Source organism: Magnetococcales bacterium (genome assembly GCA_015232395.1).
Classification (GTDB): Bacteria; Pseudomonadota; Magnetococcia; order Magnetococcales; family JADFZT01; genus JADFZT01.
This window is the reverse complement of the sequence record JADFZT010000021.1, coordinates 1-22,619: the sequence shown is the minus strand read 5'-3', so window position 1 is coordinate 22,619 and position 22,619 is coordinate 1. Positions and strand designations below refer to the sequence as shown.

17 protein-coding genes and 1 pseudogene are annotated in these 22,619 nt (G+C 57.1%); 8 read left to right on the top strand and 10 right to left on the bottom strand.

Features of this window, described 5'->3' with window-relative positions:
* Positions 1 to 3 precede the first annotated feature (3 nt).
* The 3 genes from HQL52_08125 to HQL52_08115 are packed head-to-tail and all read right to left on the bottom strand — an operon-like array spanning position 4 to position 6,331.
* Positions 4 to 1,569 carry a hypothetical protein gene (locus HQL52_08125; protein ID MBF0369405.1) on the bottom strand — a complete coding sequence of 522 codons (1,566 nt, stop codon included), beginning with the start codon at positions 1,567 to 1,569 and terminating at the stop codon, positions 4 to 6.
* On the bottom strand, positions 1,562 to 4,861 hold the full coding sequence (locus HQL52_08120) for a DUF2309 domain-containing protein (GenBank protein MBF0369404.1): 3,300 nt from the start codon (positions 4,859 to 4,861) through the stop codon (positions 1,562 to 1,564). The genes HQL52_08125 and HQL52_08120 overlap by 8 nt, the downstream gene beginning before the upstream one ends.
* Before the next feature lie 3 nt (positions 4,862 to 4,864).
* Positions 4,865 to 6,331: an NADH-quinone oxidoreductase subunit M gene (locus HQL52_08115; protein ID MBF0369403.1), complete on the bottom strand. Its 1,467-nt coding sequence runs from the start codon at positions 6,329 to 6,331 to the stop codon at positions 4,865 to 4,867.
* 514 nt (positions 6,332 to 6,845) lie between these two features.
* On the opposite strand from HQL52_08115, the gene HQL52_08110 reads away from it, so the two are divergent.
* The 3 genes and pseudogenes from HQL52_08110 to HQL52_08100 all read left to right on the top strand — a co-directional run bounded on the left by HQL52_08110 (position 6,846) and on the right by HQL52_08100 (position 9,161).
* A complete protein-coding gene (locus tag HQL52_08110; GenBank protein MBF0369402.1) occupies positions 6,846 to 7,346 on the top strand; it encodes a rubrerythrin family protein in 501 nt (166 codons plus the stop codon).
* Between the two features lie 84 nt (positions 7,347 to 7,430).
* Positions 7,431 to 7,589: pseudogene (locus tag HQL52_08105) on the top strand (rubredoxin).
* Between the two features lie 84 nt (positions 7,590 to 7,673).
* Complete coding sequence (locus HQL52_08100) at positions 7,674 to 9,161, top strand: rubredoxin (GenBank protein MBF0369401.1); 1,488 nt, start codon at positions 7,674 to 7,676, stop codon at positions 9,159 to 9,161.
* Positions 9,162 to 9,269: 108 nt separating this feature from the next.
* Here HQL52_08100 and HQL52_08095 read toward each other — a convergent pair whose 3' ends face one another.
* Positions 9,270 to 10,037 carry a competence/damage-inducible protein A gene (locus HQL52_08095; GenBank protein MBF0369400.1) on the bottom strand — a complete coding sequence of 256 codons (768 nt, stop codon included), beginning with the start codon at positions 10,035 to 10,037 and terminating at the stop codon, positions 9,270 to 9,272.
* A 258-nt stretch (positions 10,038 to 10,295) separates the two neighbouring features.
* Here HQL52_08095 and HQL52_08090 point away from each other — a divergent pair, with 258 nt between their 5' ends.
* The 3 genes from HQL52_08090 to HQL52_08080 all read left to right on the top strand — a co-directional run bounded on the left by HQL52_08090 (position 10,296) and on the right by HQL52_08080 (position 12,512).
* Positions 10,296 to 11,522 (top strand): HlyC/CorC family transporter, encoded by a 1,227-nt coding sequence (locus tag HQL52_08090; protein ID MBF0369399.1) that lies wholly within the window; start codon positions 10,296 to 10,298, stop codon positions 11,520 to 11,522.
* Positions 11,523 to 12,025: 503 nt separating this feature from the next.
* Positions 12,026 to 12,265: a hypothetical protein gene (locus HQL52_08085; protein MBF0369398.1), complete on the top strand. Its 240-nt coding sequence runs from the start codon at positions 12,026 to 12,028 to the stop codon at positions 12,263 to 12,265.
* A complete protein-coding gene (locus HQL52_08080; GenBank protein ID MBF0369397.1) occupies positions 12,255 to 12,512 on the top strand; it encodes a type II toxin-antitoxin system RelE/ParE family toxin in 258 nt (85 codons plus the stop codon). The genes HQL52_08085 and HQL52_08080 overlap by 11 nt, the downstream gene beginning before the upstream one ends.
* Positions 12,513 to 12,537: 25 nt before the next feature.
* Here HQL52_08080 and HQL52_08075 read toward each other — a convergent pair whose 3' ends face one another.
* From HQL52_08075 to HQL52_08050, 6 genes are all read right to left on the bottom strand, one after another.
* A complete protein-coding gene (locus HQL52_08075) occupies positions 12,538 to 12,780 on the bottom strand; it encodes a hypothetical protein (GenBank protein MBF0369396.1) in 243 nt (80 codons plus the stop codon).
* A gap of 20 nt (positions 12,781 to 12,800) precedes the next feature.
* Positions 12,801 to 15,518 (bottom strand): formate dehydrogenase subunit alpha, encoded by a 2,718-nt coding sequence (fdhF, locus tag HQL52_08070; protein ID MBF0369395.1) that lies wholly within the window; start codon positions 15,516 to 15,518, stop codon positions 12,801 to 12,803.
* Between the two features lie 303 nt (positions 15,519 to 15,821).
* Positions 15,822 to 16,781 carry an NAD(P)-dependent oxidoreductase gene (locus HQL52_08065; protein ID MBF0369394.1) on the bottom strand — a complete coding sequence of 320 codons (960 nt, stop codon included), beginning with the start codon at positions 16,779 to 16,781 and terminating at the stop codon, positions 15,822 to 15,824.
* A gap of 11 nt (positions 16,782 to 16,792) precedes the next feature.
* On the bottom strand, positions 16,793 to 17,266 hold the full coding sequence (locus HQL52_08060) for a DUF2269 domain-containing protein (protein ID MBF0369393.1): 474 nt from the start codon (positions 17,264 to 17,266) through the stop codon (positions 16,793 to 16,795).
* A 4-nt stretch (positions 17,267 to 17,270) separates the two neighbouring features.
* Positions 17,271 to 18,566, bottom strand: coding sequence for an SDR family oxidoreductase (locus tag HQL52_08055; GenBank protein ID MBF0369392.1), 1,296 nt, complete (start codon positions 18,564 to 18,566; stop codon positions 17,271 to 17,273).
* On the bottom strand, positions 18,563 to 18,967 hold the full coding sequence (locus tag HQL52_08050) for a hypothetical protein (protein MBF0369391.1): 405 nt from the start codon (positions 18,965 to 18,967) through the stop codon (positions 18,563 to 18,565). The genes HQL52_08055 and HQL52_08050 overlap by 4 nt, the downstream gene beginning before the upstream one ends.
* Positions 18,968 to 19,288: 321 nt before the next feature.
* Here HQL52_08050 and HQL52_08045 point away from each other — a divergent pair, with 321 nt between their 5' ends.
* Together HQL52_08045 and HQL52_08040 are read left to right on the top strand one after the other, a co-directional pair.
* Positions 19,289 to 21,019: a HAMP domain-containing histidine kinase gene (locus HQL52_08045; GenBank protein ID MBF0369390.1), complete on the top strand. Its 1,731-nt coding sequence runs from the start codon at positions 19,289 to 19,291 to the stop codon at positions 21,017 to 21,019.
* A gap of 27 nt (positions 21,020 to 21,046) precedes the next feature.
* Positions 21,047 to 22,444 (top strand): sigma-54-dependent Fis family transcriptional regulator, encoded by a 1,398-nt coding sequence (locus HQL52_08040; protein ID MBF0369389.1) that lies wholly within the window; start codon positions 21,047 to 21,049, stop codon positions 22,442 to 22,444.
* Positions 22,445 to 22,619 lie beyond the last annotated feature (175 nt).

The window sequence follows — 22,619 nt, the reverse complement described above, 5'->3', positions numbered from 1 at the left end:
CTCCTAGAGGATAATCACGAAGGTGATGGCGATGAGGAGCAGCAGATAACGGGGCTCGCTCAACAGTTGGTCAATACGAATCAGTCGATCACCGATGCGACGCAAGGTATGGGTGAGCCCCTCCCCCCCCCCTCGGAGGACGATTTTTTCCTCGAATCTTTTTAGCAGCATGGCCAAGAGGTGGATCATCTGGCTGAAGATCCCCTTCCCGTGACTCACGCCATCTTCGGTCAGATTTCCCTGGGCGGTTTTGCGCTCTTCCCACTGCACCACCGAGGAGATGGCGTTCACCTGTCCGGGCATGCCCATGGTGGGGTTGACGGTATTTTTTTCGAAGGCGTCCACATCTGCGGCCAGTCTGGCTGTGGGGCGTGAGATCAGGATATGTCCGATCTGCTCCAACCAAAAACGTTGCAGGGCCGCCGTGTGCAGCCAGCTCTGATTGATGATCCATTCCGGAGCGGGTTTGGCGGGACGACTCACCATAAAAATCAACGCCGGGGCATGGAAAAACTGCCAGGCCCGCCAGAAGGCATGGAGGGCCAGATGCCAGGCAGCCAAATCAAAGAGCCCCTGGCCACACCAAAAAAACATCAACCCCACCTGAGCCGTCGTGGAAAACATCAGGGAGCTTTTCACATCGCTCACCACCAATCCGCAGACCCAACCATACAGGGCGGTCAACAGCCCCAGCACCGAGATCACCATCATCACCCCCGGGGTGTTCTGGAGCAGAGGCTCCAGGCGGATGGTCAGATAGACCCCGGCATGGACCATCAGGGAGCCATAGAAAACCGCGCTCGATGGCGTCGGTCCATCCAAGGCTCTGGCGATCCAGGGAGAGAAGGGAATCTGGGCTGATTTGGCCAGAGCCGCGATGAGAAAGGCCATGGCGATGAGGTTGATCCCAGGGGTGGTGGGTGAAAGAGCCGCACTGCTGAAGATGGCCCACTCGCTCGACCCGAAGTAGTTGAAGGTCAGAAAAATAGCCAGCAAAAAGGCCGCATCCCCAAAGCGATTGGTGATCAAGGCCTGGTTGGCATTTCGGGTCGCAATCTCCCGCTCCACCATATAGCCGATCAGCAGATATGAGCTGACCCCTGCCAGCTCCCACCCGACGAAGGTAAGCACCCCATTGCCCGCCAGCACCAACAAGGACATCGCCCCGGCGAAAAGATTCAGTACCAAAAAATAGCGCTGAAAACCGCTCTCCCGGTGCATATAGTTCATGGAAAAACGCACCGTGAGAAAAAGGACAAAGGTGACCATGAGGCCCATGGCGAGCCCCAGGGTATCCAGTGTAAAGCTGACATCGACACCATAGCCGCCACTGCCAAACCACTCTCCCAGCCGCACCCCCCCCGGAGCACCGGCAAACAGCGCCTCAACAGCCACCAGGAGCATGATCAACAGGGAGATGCCGTTGGCCGCCAGGCTGACTTGCAGGGTGGGACGCTCCGAAGGCACATCCATCCCCCGGGGTCTGCGCAAGATCTGGCCCACACCGATGGAAACGGCAGCCACCCACGGCAACAAGGGAACCACTGCAATGACTCTGGGATCAACCATGGCCCATCTCCTCGGGTTGCCGGATCAAAACGGGGGAGAGGAAGGTTCGACTGGTCTGGTACCAATCTTTGGAGCGTTCCACAGTGGGCAATGGACGAGGCAACTCCTGCCAGGGAACCCAACCTTTTTTGGGGTCGAACAGGTGGATGGCGTCGGTTTGGGGATCCTTGGCTGAAAGCAGCAGCCAGCCGTTACCCACCAGCTCCTGAAGGGGAGGTTGACGCATATAGATCTCGGTGAGAATGTCCATGGTGGCCTCCACCAACACCTGTAGGCGCATGGGTTCGTGGATTTCCGTGGTCTGGATGGGCAAACCGGTACGCAGATCGGATTCACTGCCATCCATGATGCCAAAATGCCCCGCCACATTGTGGGTGATTTTGGAGCTACAGCCGTGCTCATCCGGGCTCACGGTGGAAAAATAATATTCCAGGTTGATTCCCGCTCCCACAGGCCCCGCGTTGAGCAGAATGTTTTCGACAATCTTGCCATCGGCATCGATGGTGGGATCGTAGGAGATGAGAAACACCCGCCGATCAAAAAAGGCCCCCTGGCTGATGGCGCGGCGGCCAATAAAGGCCACGGCGTTGGTGGCGTGATTGAACTCGGGCCGGGCCTGGCTGATATCGTGTCCCCGGTCCCGCACATGCCCGGCAGCACTTTGGGGGGAGAGATCCGGGGAGATGGCCTCAAACCGGCGACAACGCTCGTGGGCAGAGCCACGGGCAGCGGTGACAAGCTCCTCTTCCAGTTGTTTCAGGGGAGCCGTAAAAGATTCCGGCATCAGGGAAATATCGTACCAGCTGAAGCCGTCGTTACAGGTGTTGTGCTTGGCGCCGACGAACCAGGTATCGTCAGGAATGTCGATGCCCCGCTGGCGCAGGATATCCCGCACCCGGGGACGATTGGCCATGGCGGCAAAAACCCGGGCGTTGGGGCCGCCGTGACGACCGGAGCAGGCCCCACAATCGTAGGCGGCCAACAGGGGGTTGTTTTCACTGATGGAGCCGTGTCCCATCACCACGAACAGAGGGGCAAAACCGCTGGTCAAACCGACGGTCTTGAGAAAACCCATCACCCGGTCAGCCTGTTCGGTATCGGTAAATCCCAGGCGATTGTGAAGGGGGGTCGCTTCCGAGCCATCCTCCTCAGCAGTGAGGGCCAGGCCCGTAGGCACCTTAGGCTCCCATTTTTCCAGGAGGCGGCGGATCATCTGCTTGCTTCGATCGGGAGCCAATATTCGGCTCGTCAGAGCCACCAGGGCGGCTGGGGCGGCCAGAGCGGTGACAAAAGCCGTGGAGAGCAGATGGTGGCGGCTGCCGTTAAGGAGAAAATCAGTCAGGGCCAGGCGTAGCTTACGCCCCCTTTGATGCTGCTCTTTCAGGGGACGATGCTCGGGACTGACGGTTTCGGTCACCTTATGGGCAGGAGAGACCACCACCGGACAGAGGGCGGTGGGCTCCTCATCGTCCAGGGCCTGCCAGTTGATGGCGACACCAAAAAATCCAGCCGCTCCCAGGGTTTCGATGCGGGGATTGAGCTCCTCCAACTGCCGCCGGATCGACTCCTCCCGATCATCCATGCAAAAAACAATCTGGGCTTCGGGGCGTTTCTCCCGATTATTCCAGCGGCCCCGGCCATGATTTTGCACGACTGCATTGAACACTTCATCCCGGTAGTGGTTTTCGTAGGCCTGCAACCAGAGAAAACCGCTCTTCATGGGGGTCAGGCGATCAATACAGCCGAAGAGGGTTTCCACCTGTTTCAAGGAGAGCCCCGCCACGGTTTCAGCATCCAACCCCAACAGCTGCACCAGACGAAACAGCCGCCAGCCGTGATGATAGACCGTCACCCGCTTGTTGCTGTCGGCCATGGGGCTGTGACGCCAGGTCCAGATCAGATGGGCCGCCTGCTGCCACTCCTCTGAGGTGGGGGGCGTGCGGGAGGCCACCATGGAGACCAGACGTTGGGCGCGATGGAGGGCATATTCGGGCAGGCGAAAATGGAACAGGCTGTAGCGCACCAAAAATTCGTGGCGGTTGTTGCGAAAATACCAGCGCAGCAGATCCAGATCCGGGGTGACATTAAAGGTGCGACGGCAGAGGCGATGGGCAAACAGTCGCTCCAGGATCAAACGCACCGCCAAAAAACCCGCCATATCCAGATTGATATCGAGATGGCTGTAACCGGGATTGCCAGCCCGCCACTGAAACTGCCCGGCCCAGCCGGGAAGCTCCAGGGCCAAGGTGTCCAGATAGTCGGTCCAGCTCTCTTCAGGCACCCCCAGCAGGTGCAACTCTGAGATCACCGCATCCAGGGGATCATCGGGCAAGAGGGTCAGCTGATCGTGCCAATCCAGCATGTCGTCAAACATCCAGGCAAGATCCTGAGCGGCGTTGGCCCGCCAGCTGGCATAAAACCCCTCCTTGCGCTTGGGGTTGTGCCAGGCGGCCACCCCCAGATCCAGATGGCTGGAGAGTTGACGAATCAGGTGGGGACGGATCTCCTCCAGAATATCGATCCCCGTCAGGCTTTTGAGCAATCCCCGTACGGTGTAGTGGCTGCCGATTTGGCTTAAGAGCTGTTTGAGCAGGCGTTCCGCTTCGTGGCGGATCCAGCGGTTGAGCCCTTCATTTTCCCCGGTATCGCCATCACCGGTGATGGCGGTGTTGATGGTCTGGGCCTGATCCGGGGAGAGATCCAACAGCTCCTCGGGGTGGAGAATATAGTGTTTGAGCCCCAGGGCATTGAGGGAGGCGGACCAGAGTTCCGAGAGAATTTCCGCTTCGGGTTTTGCCCCGGCCCCCCGCAGAAGACGCCCCCGCACCTCCGGGGGCAGGTCGGGCTGAAACCGCTCCAGCGCGCCCATCTCCTCCACCTGCCAGCCGAGCTGGCTGGGGGTGAGCGGATCAAAATCATGCCGCAGACCACACAGATAGACATCCCGTTTGGCCAGTACCCCCTGCTCCGTGCTCACCACCTCTTCCGAGGCTTCCAGCTCGGGATCTCCATCCAATACCCGGCTTAGATCCTCCGTGGTGATACGACCTTCATTGAAAAACGCCCGAAATTTTTCCTTGGGTAAAAAACCGTAGATACCGGTCTTTTTTTCCGCAGCCTCCACAGCCTCATAGAAGGTTTGGGTCTCATAGCCGTGGAGCGTGTTGTGGTGGACAAAATCCTTGAGCGGGGCTTGCCCGGGCAGGATATGGTCAAAATGATCGATCGCCTTTTGCACCCGTTCACGGGGGCTCAAAGGGGCAGCTTGGGGGGTATCGTCCTCGGTGGTCATCTTTTAAAACCGATCCGCAAACAGGGTGCCGAACTGATTGACCGATGCGGAGATGAGATTGAGCACCGGAGCTGGGAAGAGACCGATGAAGATAATGCTGACCGCGAGCGCTCCGGCGGCGATAAATTCATGGCTCTTGAGATCCTCGATATTTTGCATGGCCGGACGCAGGGGACCGGTGAAAAGACGACCGATGGTGCGAATGGCATAGGTGGCGCTGATCAAAACGCCAAAAGTCAGGGGCACCACTCCCCAGCCCCAACGCTCAAAACCGCCAATCAGGGTGTGGAGTTCGGCAATAAAGCCCGCCGTCCCCGGCAAGCCTATGGCGGCGACAAAGGCCAACACGGCAAAAAAGGCAAATCGGGGCATCACTCTCACCAAAGAGCTGTAATCATCGATATCCCGGGTGCGGGTGCGCTCATAGAGCAGGCCGATCAAAAGAAACAGCAGCCCCGCCACCAGGCCGTGGGCGATCATCTGCATCACCGCCCCCATCAGACCCGCCACGTTGCAGGCGGCGATCCCCAACAGCACCACCCCCATGTGACTCACCGAGGAGTAGGCGATCATGCGCTTGAGATCCCGCTGCCACCAGGCGAGAAGCCCACCGTGAATCAGGCTGACAAAGGCCAGAGCCATGAGCCAGGGTTGTAGAGTCACCACCACCCCCGGCAACATTTCCGCCGCCCGAATCAGCCCATAGGCGCCCATTTTAAGCAGAATACCCGAGAGCAGAATACTCACCGGGGCCGGGGCCTCTACGTGGGCCAGGGGCAACCAACCGTGGATGGGAAAGATCGGCATTTTTACGCCAAAGCCGATCAAAAGCCCCAAAAAAACCAACAACTGCTGCTGTTCGCTCAACGCCATGGCCCCAGCGGCGATGGAAGCCATCTGGAAAGAGCCATCCGGGGAAGCATCGAAGAGGGTCAGCAGGGAGATCAGGATAAAGACCGACCCCCCCAGGGTGTAGAGGACAAAGTTCATCGCCGCCCCATGGCGTCCGCTCCCCCCCCAACGATCAATCAGGAAAAAGAGCGGAATCAGGGTCATCTCCCAGAAGAGATAGAAAAGCGCCCAATCCTGAGCCATAAACACCCCCAGGATGGCGGTCTCCAGCACCAGCATCAGCATGTAATAGGCTTTGATGCGATTGCGGATCCCCCCGGAGGCCAGAATGGCGATCAGGCAGAGCAGTGCGGTCAACAGCACCATGGGCAGGGAAAAGCCGTCCAGCCCCAAGGCATAGTAGGTGCCCAGACGGGGATTCCAGTGAAAACTTTCCACCAGCTGCAAGCCACTGGCCCCGGTATCATAAAGGGCCAACAACCCCACCGCCAAAGCCAGGGTGACCGAGGCAAAGGCCACTGCCAGGGGACGAATCAGGTGTCGGTACTGATAGGGAACAAAAAAGAGGGTGGCCGCACCAAACAGAGGAATGGCCAGAAGGAGCGTTAAATAAAGCAATCTTTTTCCTTAATCACGCAAGAGTTACGCTGATCGTGCGAGATGCGTCCACCGACCACACCTGGTCTTGATGATGGCTACCCGATGTTGTCGGCACCAAGCCTTTCAACAGGCCCCTTATGAACGTGTATGACTTATTGGATACCATTCACATAGAGGTGGTGTCAAATAGGCTCGGCGCTCTTTTGAAAACTTATCCAACAGGGAACCCGATCGTCTCTTCCCGGGAGCCAAACCACACATCCACCCCACCACGGAACCGCCATGGTTGGCACGCCATGATCAAGCCCCAACTGCCCACAATCAAGCCCCAACGGGCCATCGGGAAAAAGGCCCGTTGGGCTATTGTTTCATCCTCCAAGAAAAAATATACTGAACTGGTGCTGGGAGGATCGTCACGCCTTGAGTTTCTTTAAAGTCCCAATCCAGGCCTGTCCAACCGCCCGCCCCAGCGGCCACCCGATCCACCCGCTCACACCCAATAGATCACCACCCATTTGCTCAGGAGAAATACATGAAAACCACCCAAAACCTTCAAGATGCCTTTGCTGGCGAGAGCCAGGCCAACCGCAAATATCTGGCCTTTGCCCAAAAAGCTGAAAAAGAAGGCTTTGGCCAGGTTGCCAAGCTGTTTCGCGCGGTCGCCGAGGCGGAAACCATCCACGCCCATGCCCACCTGCGGGCGTTGGACGGCGTTCAAAGCACGGGGGACAACCTCAAGGAAGCCATCGCCGGGGAAAAACATGAATTCAGCGCCATGTATCCGGAGTTTGTCAAAACCGCCCAGGAAGAAGGCCAGAAAAAAGCGGTCAACTCCATGACCAACGCCATGGAAGTGGAAAAAATCCATCACGATCTCTTCCAGCAGGCCCTGGCAGCGGTGGCGGACGGCAAAGATCTGGAGAGCCTTGAAATTTATGTCTGTCCGGTGTGTGGCCACACCGAAATCGGCGAGGCCCCCGACCGCTGCCCCATCTGCAATGTGAAGAAAGAAAAATATCTGAAAATCACCTGATCGACGACACCTCCCTCACTCCCCCCCTCATCCCCTTCGGAGACTTATCCGATGGGGATGGGGCAAACGCTCTGGAATGCCCACATGGCCAACGCCACCAACCAATACGAATGCGACCTCTGTGAATGGGTCTACGATGAAGCTTTGGGAGACCCCGACAACGGCATTCCAGCCGGAACCCGGTGGGAAGATCTGCCCCATGACTGGGTCTGTCCGGTGTGCGGTGCCGATAAAGAGGAGTTCCTGAAAGTTCCCGAATCCCTCACCCCCCCCACCGCTGCAGCCAACGCCACACCCAAGGAAGCCGCCGCGCTCTATGAGTGTGGGCTGTGTGAATGGCTCTATGATGCCACCCGGGGAGATCCGGAAAACGACATTCCCCCCGGCACCCCATGGCATGATCTGCCCAGCGGTTGGGTCTGTCCGGTGTGTGGGGCCGATCAGGAAGAGTTCAGCCAAGTTCCTCCCCCGGCTGATTTTGCTCCGGCCAACTTTTCGAATACCGCTTCAACCCAAGCCAAATCGGCACCAGTCGAGGCGACCCCTGCCAAGCCGGCACCATCCACCGGGTTTTATCTTTCCCAGTGGGAGCGCAAACTCGATGAGCGGGAGCCGGAGTTCAGAACCATTCTGGCCAAGGCGCTCTCGGGAGAGGAGTCGGTTTCGGCCATGCGCCCCTCCCGGTGGCAAAATTTATTGGAGGATGTCGTCTTCCTGCCGGCACAACTGGCCAGAAGCCCCCTGGACTATCGGGAGGCCACCCCGGATCTGTCGGTCACCATCGGCCCGGCTGCCAAAAAACCCCTGACCATTGGGCTACCTTTTTATGTGTCCGACATGAGCTTTGGCTCCATTTCCAAGGAAGCCAAAATAGCCCTTGCCAAGGGTTCCGCTGCCACCGGTACGGCTATTTTTGGGGGAGAGGGGGGACTCCTGGAAGAGGAGTATCAAGCGGCCCGATTTTATGTCTTTGAATATTCCACAGGCCGCTTTGGGGTCACCGATGAAAATCTGAAAAAATCCCACGCCATTCAGATCAAAATCGGCCAAGCCGCCAAAGCGGGGCTGGGTGGGCACCTCCTGGCCGCCAAGGTGACCGACGAAATCGTTGCTGCCCGTGGGGTGAAGCCGGGCCAGGATATCATCTCCCCCGCCCGTCATGAGGATATCACCACTCCCCGGGAGCTGGCACAAAAGGTGGCCTGGCTCAAAGAGAAGGGGGAAGGCACGCCGGTAGGGGTCAAAATATCCACCGGCTGGATCGAAAGAGATCTGGAAGTGGCTCTGGCTGCGGGGGTGGATTTTATCACCCTGGATGCCCGGGGGGGCTCCACCGGAGCGGCACCGGATCACATCAAGGATAACGTCTGCATCCCCCTCCCCTATGCCCTCGCCCGGACGCGCCAGTTTTTGGATCGCTCAGGCAAAAGAGAGGAAGTTTCCCTGCTGGTGGCAGGTGGCGTGCGCACCTCTGCCGATATTGCCAAATGCCTGGCCATGGGAGCCGACGCCGTGGGGCTTGCCACCGCCGCTCTGATCGGCATCGGCTGCCAGCAATATCGCATCTGTCACCGGGGCAGCTGTCCGGTGGGAATCGCCACTCAAAATCCCGATCTGCGTAGCCGCTTCGACGTGGAAAAATCAGCGGCCATGCTCACCTCCCTGTTTCAGGTCTATAGCCATGAAGTGGAAGATTATGTCCGGATCTGTGGCAAACGGCGGGTGGCAGATCTGGCTGTGGAGGATCTTGCTTCCCTGACCCTGGAGCTTGCCCAAGGGACGGGACTTTCGTTTTGTGGGCTGGCTGGGGGTTGAGAAAGAGCAGGATTGAGGAAAAATAAAGGCGGGTGAGGGAGAGAGCAGAGGATGCTCCCTCCCTCACCCTTTCCCAACCCGGCCCTATTTTCCTCTATTTGGTTTATCTCATGGCTCCAGAACCATCTCCGTCAAACCAACCTCCCTGAGCCGCTCCTGGAGCATTTGAAAAGCACTCTCCACCTGCAAAACCTCCCGCCCCTTGACCCCCATCTCAATGCGATGGCTACCCTGCCCCCCCGGCAGGCTGAAGCTGATCACCCCGGGGAAGCGCTCTTCGATCTCCGCCAGAATGGGAATCATATCCCCCTCCCGGGCCTTTTTTACCGTGAGCCCCCGAACCACTTCCGAGCTGTTTGGCTGTTGATAACGGTGCCCGATCACCCAGCTCAACATGGGCTGGGCCATGTCGGGAAACCCCGGCAAAAAGTGATGATCGTCCAGATAAAAACCGGAGATATCGTTGATGGGATTGGGAATGAGTCCCGCACCTTGTGGAAATTCCCCCATGCGGATGCGGTGGGGGAAGGCTTCCTCACCAAACTTGTCCACCAGGGTTTGGGCGGCTACCGGATGGCGTACCAGGGGCTTGTTCCAGGCAATACCAGCAGCCTGGCGGGTGTGATCATCCGGGGTAGCTCCGATGCCACCGAAGCAAAAAACCGGTTCTTTCCCCTCCCGGGAAAACGCCAAAAAACGGGCCAGGCGTTGCCGCTCATCCCCCACCATCTGTACCCAGGCGATGGCAATCCCGGAGCCTTCCAGGGTGGCCAACGTTTGGCTGAGGTGGCGATCCTCTCGACGACCGCTCAGGAGTTCATCGCCGATGAGGATGAGTCCCACCTGGTGAATGATCGGTTTGGTATCCGTTACCATACGGTGCTTCCTTCCATTTTTTCAAATCCAGGACGGGCTGTTTTTCGTCTTTTTGCCCTGGCTGCAAACACTTCCCAGGGGCTTACCGACTCTCGTTGGAGACATCAAGGAACCAGCCCGTTTATTTTAAATCGAACAGTTCAATCAGATAAAAACCAACCCCCTTTACCATAAGCCTGGAACGGCGGGTTTTTTATCGTTTTTTTTTGCTATTCACGCCCTTTTCGTTCGGTTCAACCTCAGGTATCCTGCCATCTTATGGAATCCTTGCTCATCCTCTTCGTCATGCTGATCCTCTCCGGCTTTTTTTCCGGCTCGGAAACCGCCATGACAAGCATCACCATGGCCCGGGTGGAGTCCCTGGTCCAACAAAACAAACGGGGATCCGCCTCCCTCCTGCGCCTGAAAAGCAACACCGACCGAATGCTCATCGCCATTTTGATCGGCAACAATCTGGTCAACATCGGTGCCTCTGCCATGGCCACGGTGCTGGCTACCGAACATTTCGGCGAACTGGGTCCGGGTCTGGCAGTGGGCGCACTGACCCTGTTTATCCTGATCTTTGGCGAAATCACCCCCAAAACCTTTGCCGCCCGCTATGCCGCCCCCATGGCCCTGATAGCTGCTCCGGTAATGGAGCTGTTTGCCAACATCGTCTTTCCACTGGTGTGGATTTTGGAACAGTTGACCGGCTGGCTGCAATCCCTCTCCAGCGCCAAGGCCGATCCCACGGTCACCGAATCAGAGCTGATCAGCCTCGCCCGACACGGCGCCCAGGAAGGAAGCATCGAAGCGGACGAAGAGCGCATGATTCAATCGGTCTTTGCCCTGGATACCCTGCGGGCGGCCGACATCATGATCCCCCGCAATCTCATGTTCTCCATGAACGGCCACACCCCTCTGCAGGATGCCCTGCCCCAACTGCTCAAACAGCCCCACTCCCGGGTTCCTCTCCACGGCGGCGATCAGGAGGAGATCACCAAGGTGGTCTATCTCCGGGAGATACTGGAGGAGCTGGCCCAGGGCAACATGGAAAAACCCCTCTTCGACTGCGGCCATGATCCCATTTTCGTCCCCCTCAACCAACCGGTGGATTATCTCCTGGATCGCCTGCGGGAGGATAAGCGGCGCTTGATTTTGGTGGTGGATGCCGCCGGGGTATTACAGGGACTCTTCACCATCGAAGATATTTTGGAAGAGCTGGTGGGGGAGATCCGGGATAAACAGGAGCGTGACACCGATGAAATTTCCAGCACCGAAGGGGGCGGATTGCAGTTGCTGGGCAGTGTAGAGCTGCGGGTGGTGGAAGATCATTTCGATAAAAACCTGCCCGGCAAGCCGACGGATTCGGTCAACCAGTGGATCATTGACCGTACCGCTCGCATCCCCAAAGTCGATGAATGTTTTGAGCTGGACGGCCTCTCGGTCTGCGTCACCCAAGCCACCCCCCGCACCATCCGCGAGGTGCGCATCGAACATCTCTGACTAAAGCCACACAAACGCCCGAATCAATCCCCAACCATCCCCCCTGCCTCCTGATTAAATCTCTGTCATACCAATTCTGGTTCAACAGGTGAGTCGAACAAAAAAGCGTTTAGCCACAGAGGGCAAAGAGAACACAGAGAAAAACCAAAATTGGGCCAAACTCGTGCCCGGTAGTGGATGGAATATTCAGCTGTTTTTTTGTGCTTTTCCTCTGTGGCCTCTGTGTTCTGGGTGGCAGATTTTTCGGTTTTGGATGAAGTTCAAACGATGGCCTTAAGCTCATCGTTTGAACCAGAATTCGTATCAGTTCCTCCACTGCGCTTAAACCAAGGCCCGGTAATATGGCCGGATCCAGGTTAAAAAAAATCCAAAATCTTCCCAAAAATGATAACATGGCGTCCTGGATTGGAATAAATTCAACCATCATTGAGATGAGGCTCACCATACAGAAGGCAGGCATCCACCTGATAGGCTGAGCCCCACACCAACGGAGATAAAACCACATGCAAACCATCCAACTGAGCCAGGATATGGAAGAGATGTTCCAGACTTTGGCCAAAGAGACTGGGCGTCCCCTCAAGGAGCTGATTCACGAAGCCCTGGACCGCTTCCTTCACGAATGGGAAGACCAGCAGGATGCTGAAGAGTCGGAACGGCTCTATCGGGAGTATATGGAGAGTGGTGAACCGGGAATTCCCTGGGAACAGGTCAAAGCAGATATGGACCTGAAACATGGTCTATAAAATCATTATTCCCAGCAAAGTTGAAAAACAGATTTCCAACCTTCCCAAACCAGAATGGCAACGCATTCGGAATGTCATCGACAGCCTGGAGACCAATCCCAAACCACCAGGAGCCCTCAAGATGAAGGGGCAAATCGACAGATGGCGCATTCGAAGCGGAAACTATCGCCTTCTCTACACCATTGAGGACGACCAGTTGGTAGTGCTTATCCTTAAAGCTGGCCACCGGCGGGAAGTGTATCGGTAACCATTTCCCCCCTAAAACACCCCGGTCACGCTTCAACCCAACGCAAATATTCCTCGTTATCACAGCCACAAAGCTTGCAACCCAGGGTTTTTCGGGGTTGCCAAAGACACTCCACCCGCCCATCCACCATCAACGGCGCCACCATCCCACGGACCTCTTCCGGAGCCAGCATCAGTTCAATCGCCAGATCAGCCAAGAGAATTTCCTTTTTTTTCCGCAAGATAGTCTCGATCTCCGCCATCATTTCGGAATGCTTTACAACATCCATCTTGCTATCCTCCCTCCCAGTCAACTCACTTTTTCCAGCCGAACCGGTGTTACCTTGTATTCCGGACAGAGGGTCTGTTCGTCGGCGGCGTTGCCAATCAGCAGGTTGGTCCGGGTTTGGGGAAAATGAAAGGCCATGAACAGCAACCCCGGATTGCTCTGGTCACTCACCTGGGCCAAAAGCGTCACACGCCCCTGACGGGAGATCACCGCAACCCGCTCCCCGGTCACAATATTCAACCGAGCGGCATCAACGGGATGAATCCGGACCCGCTCCTCCCCAGCCCCATCCAGAGCGGCGATGGGGGTGCGGCGGGTCATGGAGCCGGAATTATAGTGAAACAGAATGCGACCGGTGGTCAGCATCAGGGGGTAGTGGCTATCCACCGATTGTGTTAAAGCGCGCCAGGGGGTGGGGGTCAATCGGGCGCGGCCTCGAATAAAACGCCCCGCCCGGTGGACTATATCGGTTCCCGGATGATCCACATCGGGGCATGGCCACTGTAAAAAGCCCAAGGCATCCAGCCTCTGGTAGGTCACACCCCCCCAGTTGGGGGTGAGGGAGGCGATTTCCACCATCACCTTTTCAGGATCGATGCCCGATCCATTTTCAGCTGTGAAGCCAAAATCATAGCCCATGCGCCCCGCCAAACGGTGGGTGATTTCCCCGTCCGGCAGCGCTTCGCCCGGGGGCTCAACAGCTGGCACGATGCGCTGAATCCGCCGGTCGCTGTTGACGAAAGTGCCGGATTTTTCCAAAAAACCGGCACCCGGCAGCACCACATCGGCAAACCGGGCGGATTCGGTCAAAAAGAGATCCTGAACCACCAAAAATTCCAGCTGCTCCAGGGCCTGCAAAACCTGCTGGGTGTCCGGGTCGGATTGGGCCGGATCCTGGGCCACCAGATAGAGCCCCTTGAGAGCCCCCTCCCTGGCAGCGGCCAACATTTCCGGCATTTTCAACCCGACCTGATCGGGAGGTGTCACCCCCCACACGGCTTGATGACGTTTTCGTGCGGCGCCATCCGTGACCGATTGATAGTCACTGAAAACATTGGGCAACGCCCCCATATCGCACGCACCCTGGACATTGTTTTGTCCCCGAATGGGGCTGGACCCGGTCCCGGGGCGTCCCAGATTGCCGGTCATGATGGCCAGATTGATCAAACCAAAGGCGGCCACCGTGCCCTGACACGACTCCGTAATCCCCAACCCCCACAATATTTGCGACGCTTTCCCCGAGGCGTAAAGACGGGCGGCTTGGGTGATCAACGCCCCATCAACCCCCGCATGTTCCCCTGCCCATTCCGGGGTACACCCCTGCAATCCATCCTGAATCGCTTCAAAGCCCTCGGCATGCTTTCGGATAAAGGCTTCGTCGAATAATTCCTCTTCGATCAATACCGACTGCATGGCGTTGATCACCGGCACATTGGATCCTGGTCGCAGGGGAATATGGATATCGGCCAGGCGTGCCAGTTCAGTGTTGCGTGGATCGATGACGATCAGCCGACACCCTTGGCGAACCGCCTGTTTAATGCGGGCTCCAAACACCGGGTGCGCTTCGGTCGGATTAGCCCCGACAAGCAGCAATACGTCCGAGCGTTCCACATCCTCAAAGCTGTTGGTGCCCGCTCCCGTGCCCAAGGCTTCTCCCAAGGCAAAGGCGGATGGGGAGTGGCAAACCCGGGCGCAGTTGTCGATATTGTTGGTGCCAAACACCACCCGAGCCATTTTTTGCAGAAGATAGTTTTCTTCATTGGTGCAGCGGGCCGAACTCACCACCCCCAATGCACGCCCCCCCTCCCGCTGCCGAATATCCATAAAACGCCGGGCAACCAGATCCAGGGCTTCCTCCCAGCCACTCTCCCGAAACGTGCCATCCGGCTGACGGATCAAAGGCAAGCGAAGGCGATCCGGGGCTTCGACAAACTGGAATCCAAACCGCCCCTTCACACAAGCGTGTCCCCGGTTGGCAGAACCGTCCAGATCCGGCTCCATTCCCACAATCCGATTTTCCTTGACCTGCACCCGCAGCCGACACCCTACCGCACAGTAGCCACAGGTGGTGGTCACCTCCCGGTCGAAACTTCCAGGACGAGTTTGATCCCCTGCCTGCAAAGCCCCTGTCGGGCACTCATAGAGACACTGCCCACAGGAGACACAACCGGCCTCCTCCAGGGAGAGATCCCCACCCGCCACCACCCGCATCCCTTCCCCGCGCCCGGCCATACCCAGGACATCCTGCCCCTGAATTTCGTGGCAGGCCCTCACACACACACCGCACTGGATGCATAGATCGTGATGGCGGTGAATCATGGGATGGCGGGTATCGATTTCTGACAAGCTTCCCCCAGCTTGACCATCCGGAGAAAAGCCCAGCTGAATGGCCACCCTTTGCAACTGGCAGCGCCCATCCACCCTGCACCCCCGGCAGTGGAGGGGATGGCGACGCAGGATCATCCCCAGGATGCCGCGCCGAATCTGATCAAGCGCCACCGATGTGGTCACATAGCGGGCGCCCTCTCTGATCTCAGTGGCGCAAGCAGGCACATATCCCGCCCCCACCTCCTCCACCAGACAGATCCGACAGCTGCCGCAGGGTTGCAATCGGTCGGAGTGGCAGAGGGTCGGAATTTCCCGGCCCAGGCTCTTGGCTGCTTGAAGCAAAAGGGTGCCTGCCGGGAAGGAAACCGGGGTGCCATCGATGGTCGTTGCTATGGTGGGGTTTTTTTGCATCTCTTTCTCCACAGGGGACGCACATCTTACCATGGCGCCTGAGGATGCAATAACCAATCACCCAGGACAACTGGGAACAGCTTGGAGAGAAGGAAGATTTAATTGAAAAAATGGGGGATTGGATGCCACATTATTCGGATGGGAAAAGCAAATTCAAGATCACAACCGTGGGCGCTGCCCACACCCGGCTGGGAGATAATCCCCCAGCACCCCTGATATTTTATGGCCCACCTCGAACCGGCCACACCCAGCATTCACCCACCTTACCCAGAGCGCCAACATCACCACGCTAGACTGGATGGTTCAGTTTTTCTCCAGAGTAAACAAAGCATCCCGAAAAGAGGCATGGCGTAAAACGGGTATTAGGTCCCGTCGCATGCGGGAGGTATCGCAAAAATAGGGCACCTGTCCAATACGAATAAAATCAGTGGTCAACGGCGTTTTGGTTCCAAAGAGGGTTGCCATGGATTCAGAAGCCCACGCAGCGGCAAAAAAAGCCGCTTCTGGGAGTCGCCAAGGCTTTTGAAGTCCCAGGTGGCGGCAAGACTCATCCATAAATGCCTGTAACGTGGTGGGGGCGTCATCGCCCAATGGATAGACGCCAACAGCTTCCGGTTTTTCCAGTGCGGCCTGGCAGCAGGCGTTAAAGTCAGCCAGAGAGAGAAGATGCACCGGCGTCTCATTATTCCAGACCCCAAGCAGGCCGAAGCGCGCCAACTTGCGGGCAAACTCGATCATCAGCACCTCCGATCCATAGATCATGCCCGGACGTAGGGAGATGGCGCGCAAGCCGGTTTCCTCTCCCTTGCGCAGCAGATATTTTTCAGCCTCCAATCGCGTTTTTGCGTGGATGCTGACGGGTCTTCGGTCCACACGCCCGATACACGGATCATCCTGACTGGTTGCCCCCTCCACATGAGGAAAACTGACAAGGATGAACCTTTCAACGCCTGCCCTTATGGCAGCATCAATCATGTTGACACTGTTTTGGGTGTTGGTGAGGGGAAAGTGTCGTTCCGGTCGGGGAGCAAACAACACGCTGCCGAAATGAATGATGGCGTCACATCCTCGGCAGGAGGCCTCCAGGGTCTTCGGTTTGGATAAATCACATTTGAAGACGCCAACTCTGTTGTTGCTCGCCAAATCTGCTGGCAAAGGGTTCCGGTGAACCATCAAGTTGAGAGAGTGGTTGGTATGATGGAGCAGATGCCGGGCAAGGAGTGAACCGAGGTTGCCCCCAGCACCCGTCATGAGGATGCGCATGGCCTATTCTCCTAAATAGAGATCTCCGGCTTGAAAACCATCAGATAGAAGATAACCAGCACCGACAGGAAAGCGGGCCATCCCAAAACAAACCAGATTCGAAAATAACGATGGTAAAGAGGCGGCAACGCCTCGCCAGCAGTCATCGCCTTGGCAGCCATGCGTTCCATTCGGATCTGAAGCCAAACCACAGGCAGCCAACAGACCCCAACAATCACGTACAAAATCAAGGCAGCCATCAGCCATCCAGTCATCAGGGGATAGTCCATCAGCCACATCATCCAGCCACCGGTAACCAGTTGGACAACCACCGCAGGGGCGGTAAAAATCCAATCGGCCAGAACCACACTCCGTGAAACCGCCGCAATGGCTCGGACATCGTGGCTGAAATAGGCCCGAACCATCTGAAAGGCCGTACCCAACCCCGTGCCGAAGAGCAGTGTGGCGCTGATGATGTGAATATATTTTAAAACCAGATAATCCATGGGCCTACTCCTCCAGAATCATCATGATCGCCGTTGCTGCGATGAGGGGGATGTTTTTTGTCAGGGAGCCAAAGGGATGCCATAAAAATTCCGGCATGGAAGCGATGATGATGGCGGAAAAAAAGAGGGTAGCGAAAATCTGAACACCGCCAACCAAACGAACTTTGAATGAGGCCAACAGCAGTCCTCCCAGGAGAACATCCAACGCCGCCGCTCCGTACAGGGTTGCATCCGCCCACCCTCCCGTCAGGTCAAGGCGTTCAAGCAGGGCATATCCTTCTGATTGGGCACTATGGATAAGAATGGGAATCAGGCCGGAAGCGATCCAAAACAGCCCCAGCACCCAGCGCAGCAAAGGTCGCAGATGAAACAGGCGCGCTTGCCAAAGATCTGCTTCGGTGGCGGGTTCCTCCAACATGGCCAGCTCCAGGGAGCGCGGTTGGCAGCCATCCGGATTTACCGGTTCTGAGGTGGAGCGGACATTGTCGCCCATGAGCATGGCCAGGGCGTCGCTGTTGAGCGGTCCCAAGGGCAGACGGTCACCAACCCATCCTGCAAAAATCAAGAACTTCGTCGGGATGGTCATAAACCGTCCGGGTTTCAGGCCAAGCCATTGCCGAAAAATGGCGGTCAGGCCATCGGTGGTTAACGGTTCGGCACCCGCTGCTTCAATCTGTGGAGGGATTGGGCCATTATCCAAGGCGATGGCATAAACCAGTTCCACCAAATCGAGCACATGAATGGGTTGAACCCGCCAGCGCCCTTGACCCAAACGCGGCATCAGTGGCCACGCCGCCATGGAAGCAAAAAGGCCATGACTGCCACCGCCCCGTCCCACCACCACAGAGGGACGAATGATCGTCCACCTGAGTTGCTTGCGGGGGGGGTCAACTCCAGCCAGAAAAGCGTCAGCGCTTCCTTTGGAGCGGTAATATCGAGTGGCTCCGGCTGGATCCGCCCCCAACGCCGATATCTGGATCACCTGTTTGACGCCAGCCTTCATACACGCTTCAAACAGAGCCTGGGGGCCGGTGGTGTGGACAGCGTCCATGGGATTGCCAGAACCATCCCCGATCACCCCCGCTGCATTGATCACCAAATCCACACCGCCCAAACGGGAGAGCCAGTCATCCAGACCATCCCGACCAAAGTCCACCGGGATGGATAACAACTGGGGAAACTGGCGATGCAGACCCTCCACATGGCGGCCGCAGCAGATCACTGGATGTCCCTTTGCGGCAAATTTTCTGACCAATCGACTACCGATAAAGCCGCTCGCCCCGACGATAAGCACCTTCATGACGATATGCCCGAGTTCGTATTTTCGCTCGTTTTGGCAGGCGTGGGCGGCAACAAGCCAGGAAGCTCGTTTGGCTGATCGGGAGCGATTGACCGGGTAATCTGTCGGCTCATGATAATCAGGGTGACAATCAATCCTGCGATTGTTCCACCCAGAGCCCGCTTGAGCAAAATAAGCGTTCTCTCTTCACTATACTGAAGCTCACCCATAAAAATGACCACGAGAAGCGGGACCAAAACCATCATGACGTTTGAATAGGTCACCCAAAAACGGGCACGGTGATCCGCCCCACATATATCGGCGAGAATCGGTCGAAGCGCCGGAGACAAAACGAAAACAACAACGCCACTGATAAAAAGCGAAATCGCCATCTGCAACAGAAAAAACGTCCAGACATTCATGTGATCTCCTTCAGCCAAAGGTGGTTTCCATTGACATCTATTATGGCAATCCGCAGACCAAACGATAACAGACTGTGTTCGCAGTGTTTTTTCTTCATTGTTTCAATAAATGGCTAACTTTGTTAACATGCTGCAATCCCAGTTCGCTAACCAGGGTTAACTCCTGCAAAGGTTCTGCCCATGTCCTTTTTGAATGTCGCATACCATGGCGCATTGGCAGGCTCAGTGGCGCTGTGTGCACTGCTGTCATTTGCTGTTTGGCGTAAAGCGGCATCAACCCCAAGCGCTCCCCATCTTGTGCGCTATTTAGTGGGAACTTTGGTGGGCGTTTGCGGTTTTTGGCTGGTCTCCATTCCGGGAGAAAAAAGCCAGCATGTGGGGCTTCTGCTGGTGGGAGGGTCGCCATTCGTAGCAGCCCTGTTCAACCATTTTGCCTATCGCTACTGCACGAACCGGAACCCTGCCGCCAATGAAAAACTCATTGTGGGGGCAGGCTATGGGGCGGGATTGCTCACAACCCTGTGGAGTTGGTCTGCGGGGGTAGGAAAACCCATGGTTTTGGCCGGGCTGCCAGGGGGAGTGGAACTTTCCTCGTCAGGTTGGTTCATGGTGGCGGTTACCATTGGTTTGACAGCCTTGGGGCAAGGCCGACTGTTCAGGGTGTGGTATCACGCAACGCCCGGGCAACGCCGACAAATTCAAACGGTGATCATGGCCTCCCTCTGGGGATTTTTCGCCATTTCCGGTTTATTGTTCACCTCTGTGGGTTGGAATCTATTCCCCTATCCGGTCCTGCTGCTACCGGGATATCCCATTCTTTTGGCCTTTGGTCTACTGCGCTATCAGGTGATGGAGGTCAACATCTGGGCGCGCCGCGCCGTGGCATGGTTGCTTCTGAGCGTTCCCCTCACGGTTGCGACAATGGCCCTGCTCGCCATTTTTGCCGCCTCGGATAACGGAGCCGGAACAAACGACCTGCTCCCCCGGGCGTGGATCTTTCAATTTCTCTCCCTGACGGCGGCGTTTTTCCTGATAGACGCCATTCGCCGCCTCGCCAACCGGATCATCTATCCGGGGGGACAACTGGATGATTGGCAAGTCCAACGCTGGACGACAGAACTGTCCGAATGCACCGACTGCCCATCATTGGAAGCGACCGCGCAGCGCATCCTATCGAACCATCTACGCATGCCTGTCATGGTTGCTGTGAGCCCATCGCCGACAAGTGAGGATGCCTCGCTCCCCACCACACCAGCCATTGTCTGTCATCCCGAGGGACAATCCTGGAGGTCAACTTTGAGCGGTTGGCAGGAGGCGCCCCCCGGACCCCGCATGGCAGCGGAGCTGTTTGGACGGATCGTCAGCGAATCGGTTGGGCACATGGAACGGACGCGCCAAGCCGCTGAGGAGGCGCGGTTGCGAGAAAGAGAGGCCCACTTGACTGAACTGGGACTCCTCGCCGCCACCGTGGCCCATGAGTTGAGAAACCCCTTGAACGTGGTGGCCATGGCCGCAGCCCAAGCCCCTGAATCGACCAAGGGGGAAATTCAACGTCAACTGGGCCGTATGGATATTTTGATCGGCGACCTGTTGGATTATTCCAAATCCTGGCAAGTTTCGCCCCGGCTCATCCAGTTGAACCCTGCTTTGGACAACGCCTTATCCGCCTTTCCGGGATTAATGGTGGAGCGTGCCATTCCCCCGGAGATGACCCTGAACGCCGACCCGCGCCGATTTGGACAAATCATGATCAATTTACTCACGAATGCCACGGCTGCGCTCAAGGCACAACCAGGACACGAACCCGGAATACGTCTTGAGGCACAAGAGCGGGCAGGAGAGCGACTCCTGTTTCTATGTAATCAAGGCGCTCCCATCCCCGACAACATTCGTGAGCGGATTTTTTCGCCTTTTGTCTCCCGTTTTGAAGGTGGAACCGGGTTGGGCTTGGCCATCGTGGCCCGCATCATGGAGGCCCATGGTGGGCGCATTCAGTTGACGGAGCGGGCGGGATGGAACACCTGCTTCAAGCTCTCCTTTCCAGAGGCTTAAAACGAATACCGGGATGCAGAGGTGAACATGGCGGACAAGGGACGCATTTTATTGGTGGACGATGATTCAGCCTTTCGCAATCTGTGCGCGAGCTGGCTGCGTGATTTGGGACATGAAGTGATGGAAGCAGGCGACCCCGAGACCGCTTTGGGCCAACATCAAACAGCGCTGCCAGACCTGGTGGTCTTGGATCTGGTGATGCCGCCGGATCATTCGGTGGCGGCGGGCATGGCGCTTATTCCCCGGTTTTCGGGCGTCCCGGTGATCGTGACCACCGGCCACGCGGATCGGGAAAATGCCCTGCTGGCCGTTGAGCATGGGGCATGGGATTTTCTCGGCAAGCCCCTGGACCCGGATTTACTCCGTATCGTCATTGGTCGCGCCTTGGAAAAAAACGCCTTGGAGCGGGAGGTTCGGCAGTTGCGAAAGCGCGCGCACAGCGATGATGAGATGGGCATTATCGGCAACAGCGAGGCGATCAAAAATTTACGGGAGTTGATTCGCCGCATCGCCCCCACCGACATCAGCATCTTGATCCTCGGACCCAGCGGAACCGGAAAGGAGTTGACCGCCCGAGCCCTGCATGATGGCAGTCCACGCCGCGACCGTCCATTTATTGCGGTCCATTGCGGAGCCATTCCTGCGGAGCTGTTGGAAAATGAACTGTTCGGCCATGTGAGAGGGGCCTTTACGGGTGCGAATCAGGATCGGGCGGGGCTTATTGAGGCTGCGGCGGCGGGGACGCTGTTTCTGGATGAGGTCGGCGAGATGAGTCCACCCATGCAGGTTAAGTTACTGCGGTTTCTACAAGAAGGATGTTTTCGTCCCGTCGGTGGGCAAACCGAACGATCAGCCGATGTGCGGGTGGTTTGCGCCACCCATCAGAATCTGGAGGCGATGGTCCAAACGGGAGCGTTCCGGGAGGATCTCTATTATCGAATCAAGGGGGTCATCGTCCGAACGCCGGGTCTCAATGAACGAATTGAAGACATCCCGCCACTGGCTCAAGCCTTTCTCAATCGCCTCTCTGGCAAAAAAGAGACTTTCCGCCTTTCCTCTGCCTCCTTGGGCTGGCTCATGGCGCGCCCCTGGCATGGCCATGTCCGGGAGTTGCAAAACCTGTTGCGCGCAGCGGCCGCATTAGCACCACGGGTGGGAACCATAATCACCATTGAGGCCCAAGATCTGCAATTCGCTCACTCCGGCTTACCCGAGCCATCCACCGAGCCCCATTCCATGGATCTTTCCCGGCAAGTGGCAGCCTTGGAAAAACGACTCATCCTGACAGCCCTGGCCGAAACCGGAAACAATCAGAGTCAGGCTGCCAAGGTGTTGGGCATTTCGCGCGTTGGGTTGTGGAAAAAGATGAAACGCATGGGGGTAGCTAAACCCGAGGGTTCCAGCTTGAAGATTAACGCCAAATAATGCGGTGGATGACAAGTCAGGAAAGCGGGCCCATTTTTTTCAGATAGAAGCGCGGTTGGCTCAGGCGGTTTACTCAGATGGATGAAGCTTCTGGCAAGGGAGCAACGTCTTGAAACTGCAGAGGAAAAACTGGCGCGCGGTAGAGGATTCGAACCTCTGACCTTTGGCTCCGGAG

What these genes read in the sequence shown, in the direction of transcription:
- HQL52_08055 (MBF0369392.1), bottom strand. Translation starts at nt 18,566, where the DNA reads ATGAAGGTGCTTATCGTCGGGGCGAGCGGCTTTATCGGTAGTCGATTG.
- HQL52_08065 (MBF0369394.1), bottom strand. Translation starts at nt 16,781, where the DNA reads ATGCGCATCCTCATGACGGGTGCTGGGGGCAACCTCGGTTCACTCCTT.
- HQL52_08075 (MBF0369396.1), bottom strand. Translation starts at nt 12,780, where the DNA reads ATGGATGTTGTAAAGCATTCCGAAATGATGGCGGAGATCGAGACTATC.
- HQL52_08040 (MBF0369389.1), top strand. Translation starts at nt 21,047, where the DNA reads ATGGCGGACAAGGGACGCATTTTATTGGTGGACGATGATTCAGCCTTT.
- HQL52_08120 (MBF0369404.1), bottom strand. Translation starts at nt 4,861, where the DNA reads ATGACCACCGAGGACGATACCCCCCAAGCTGCCCCTTTGAGCCCCCGT.
- HQL52_08060 (MBF0369393.1), bottom strand. Translation starts at nt 17,266, where the DNA reads ATGGATTATCTGGTTTTAAAATATATTCACATCATCAGCGCCACACTG.
- HQL52_08110 (MBF0369402.1), top strand. Translation starts at nt 6,846, where the DNA reads ATGAAAACCACCCAAAACCTTCAAGATGCCTTTGCTGGCGAGAGCCAG.
- HQL52_08095 (MBF0369400.1), bottom strand. Translation starts at nt 10,037, where the DNA reads ATGGTAACGGATACCAAACCGATCATTCACCAGGTGGGACTCATCCTC.
- HQL52_08125 (MBF0369405.1), bottom strand. Translation starts at nt 1,569, where the DNA reads ATGGTTGATCCCAGAGTCATTGCAGTGGTTCCCTTGTTGCCGTGGGTG.
- fdhF (MBF0369395.1), bottom strand. Translation starts at nt 15,518, where the DNA reads ATGCAAAAAAACCCCACCATAGCAACGACCATCGATGGCACCCCGGTT.
- HQL52_08085 (MBF0369398.1), top strand. Translation starts at nt 12,026, where the DNA reads ATGCAAACCATCCAACTGAGCCAGGATATGGAAGAGATGTTCCAGACT.
- HQL52_08050 (MBF0369391.1), bottom strand. Translation starts at nt 18,967, where the DNA reads ATGAATGTCTGGACGTTTTTTCTGTTGCAGATGGCGATTTCGCTTTTT.
- HQL52_08080 (MBF0369397.1), top strand. Translation starts at nt 12,255, where the DNA reads ATGGTCTATAAAATCATTATTCCCAGCAAAGTTGAAAAACAGATTTCC.
- HQL52_08090 (MBF0369399.1), top strand. Translation starts at nt 10,296, where the DNA reads ATGGAATCCTTGCTCATCCTCTTCGTCATGCTGATCCTCTCCGGCTTT.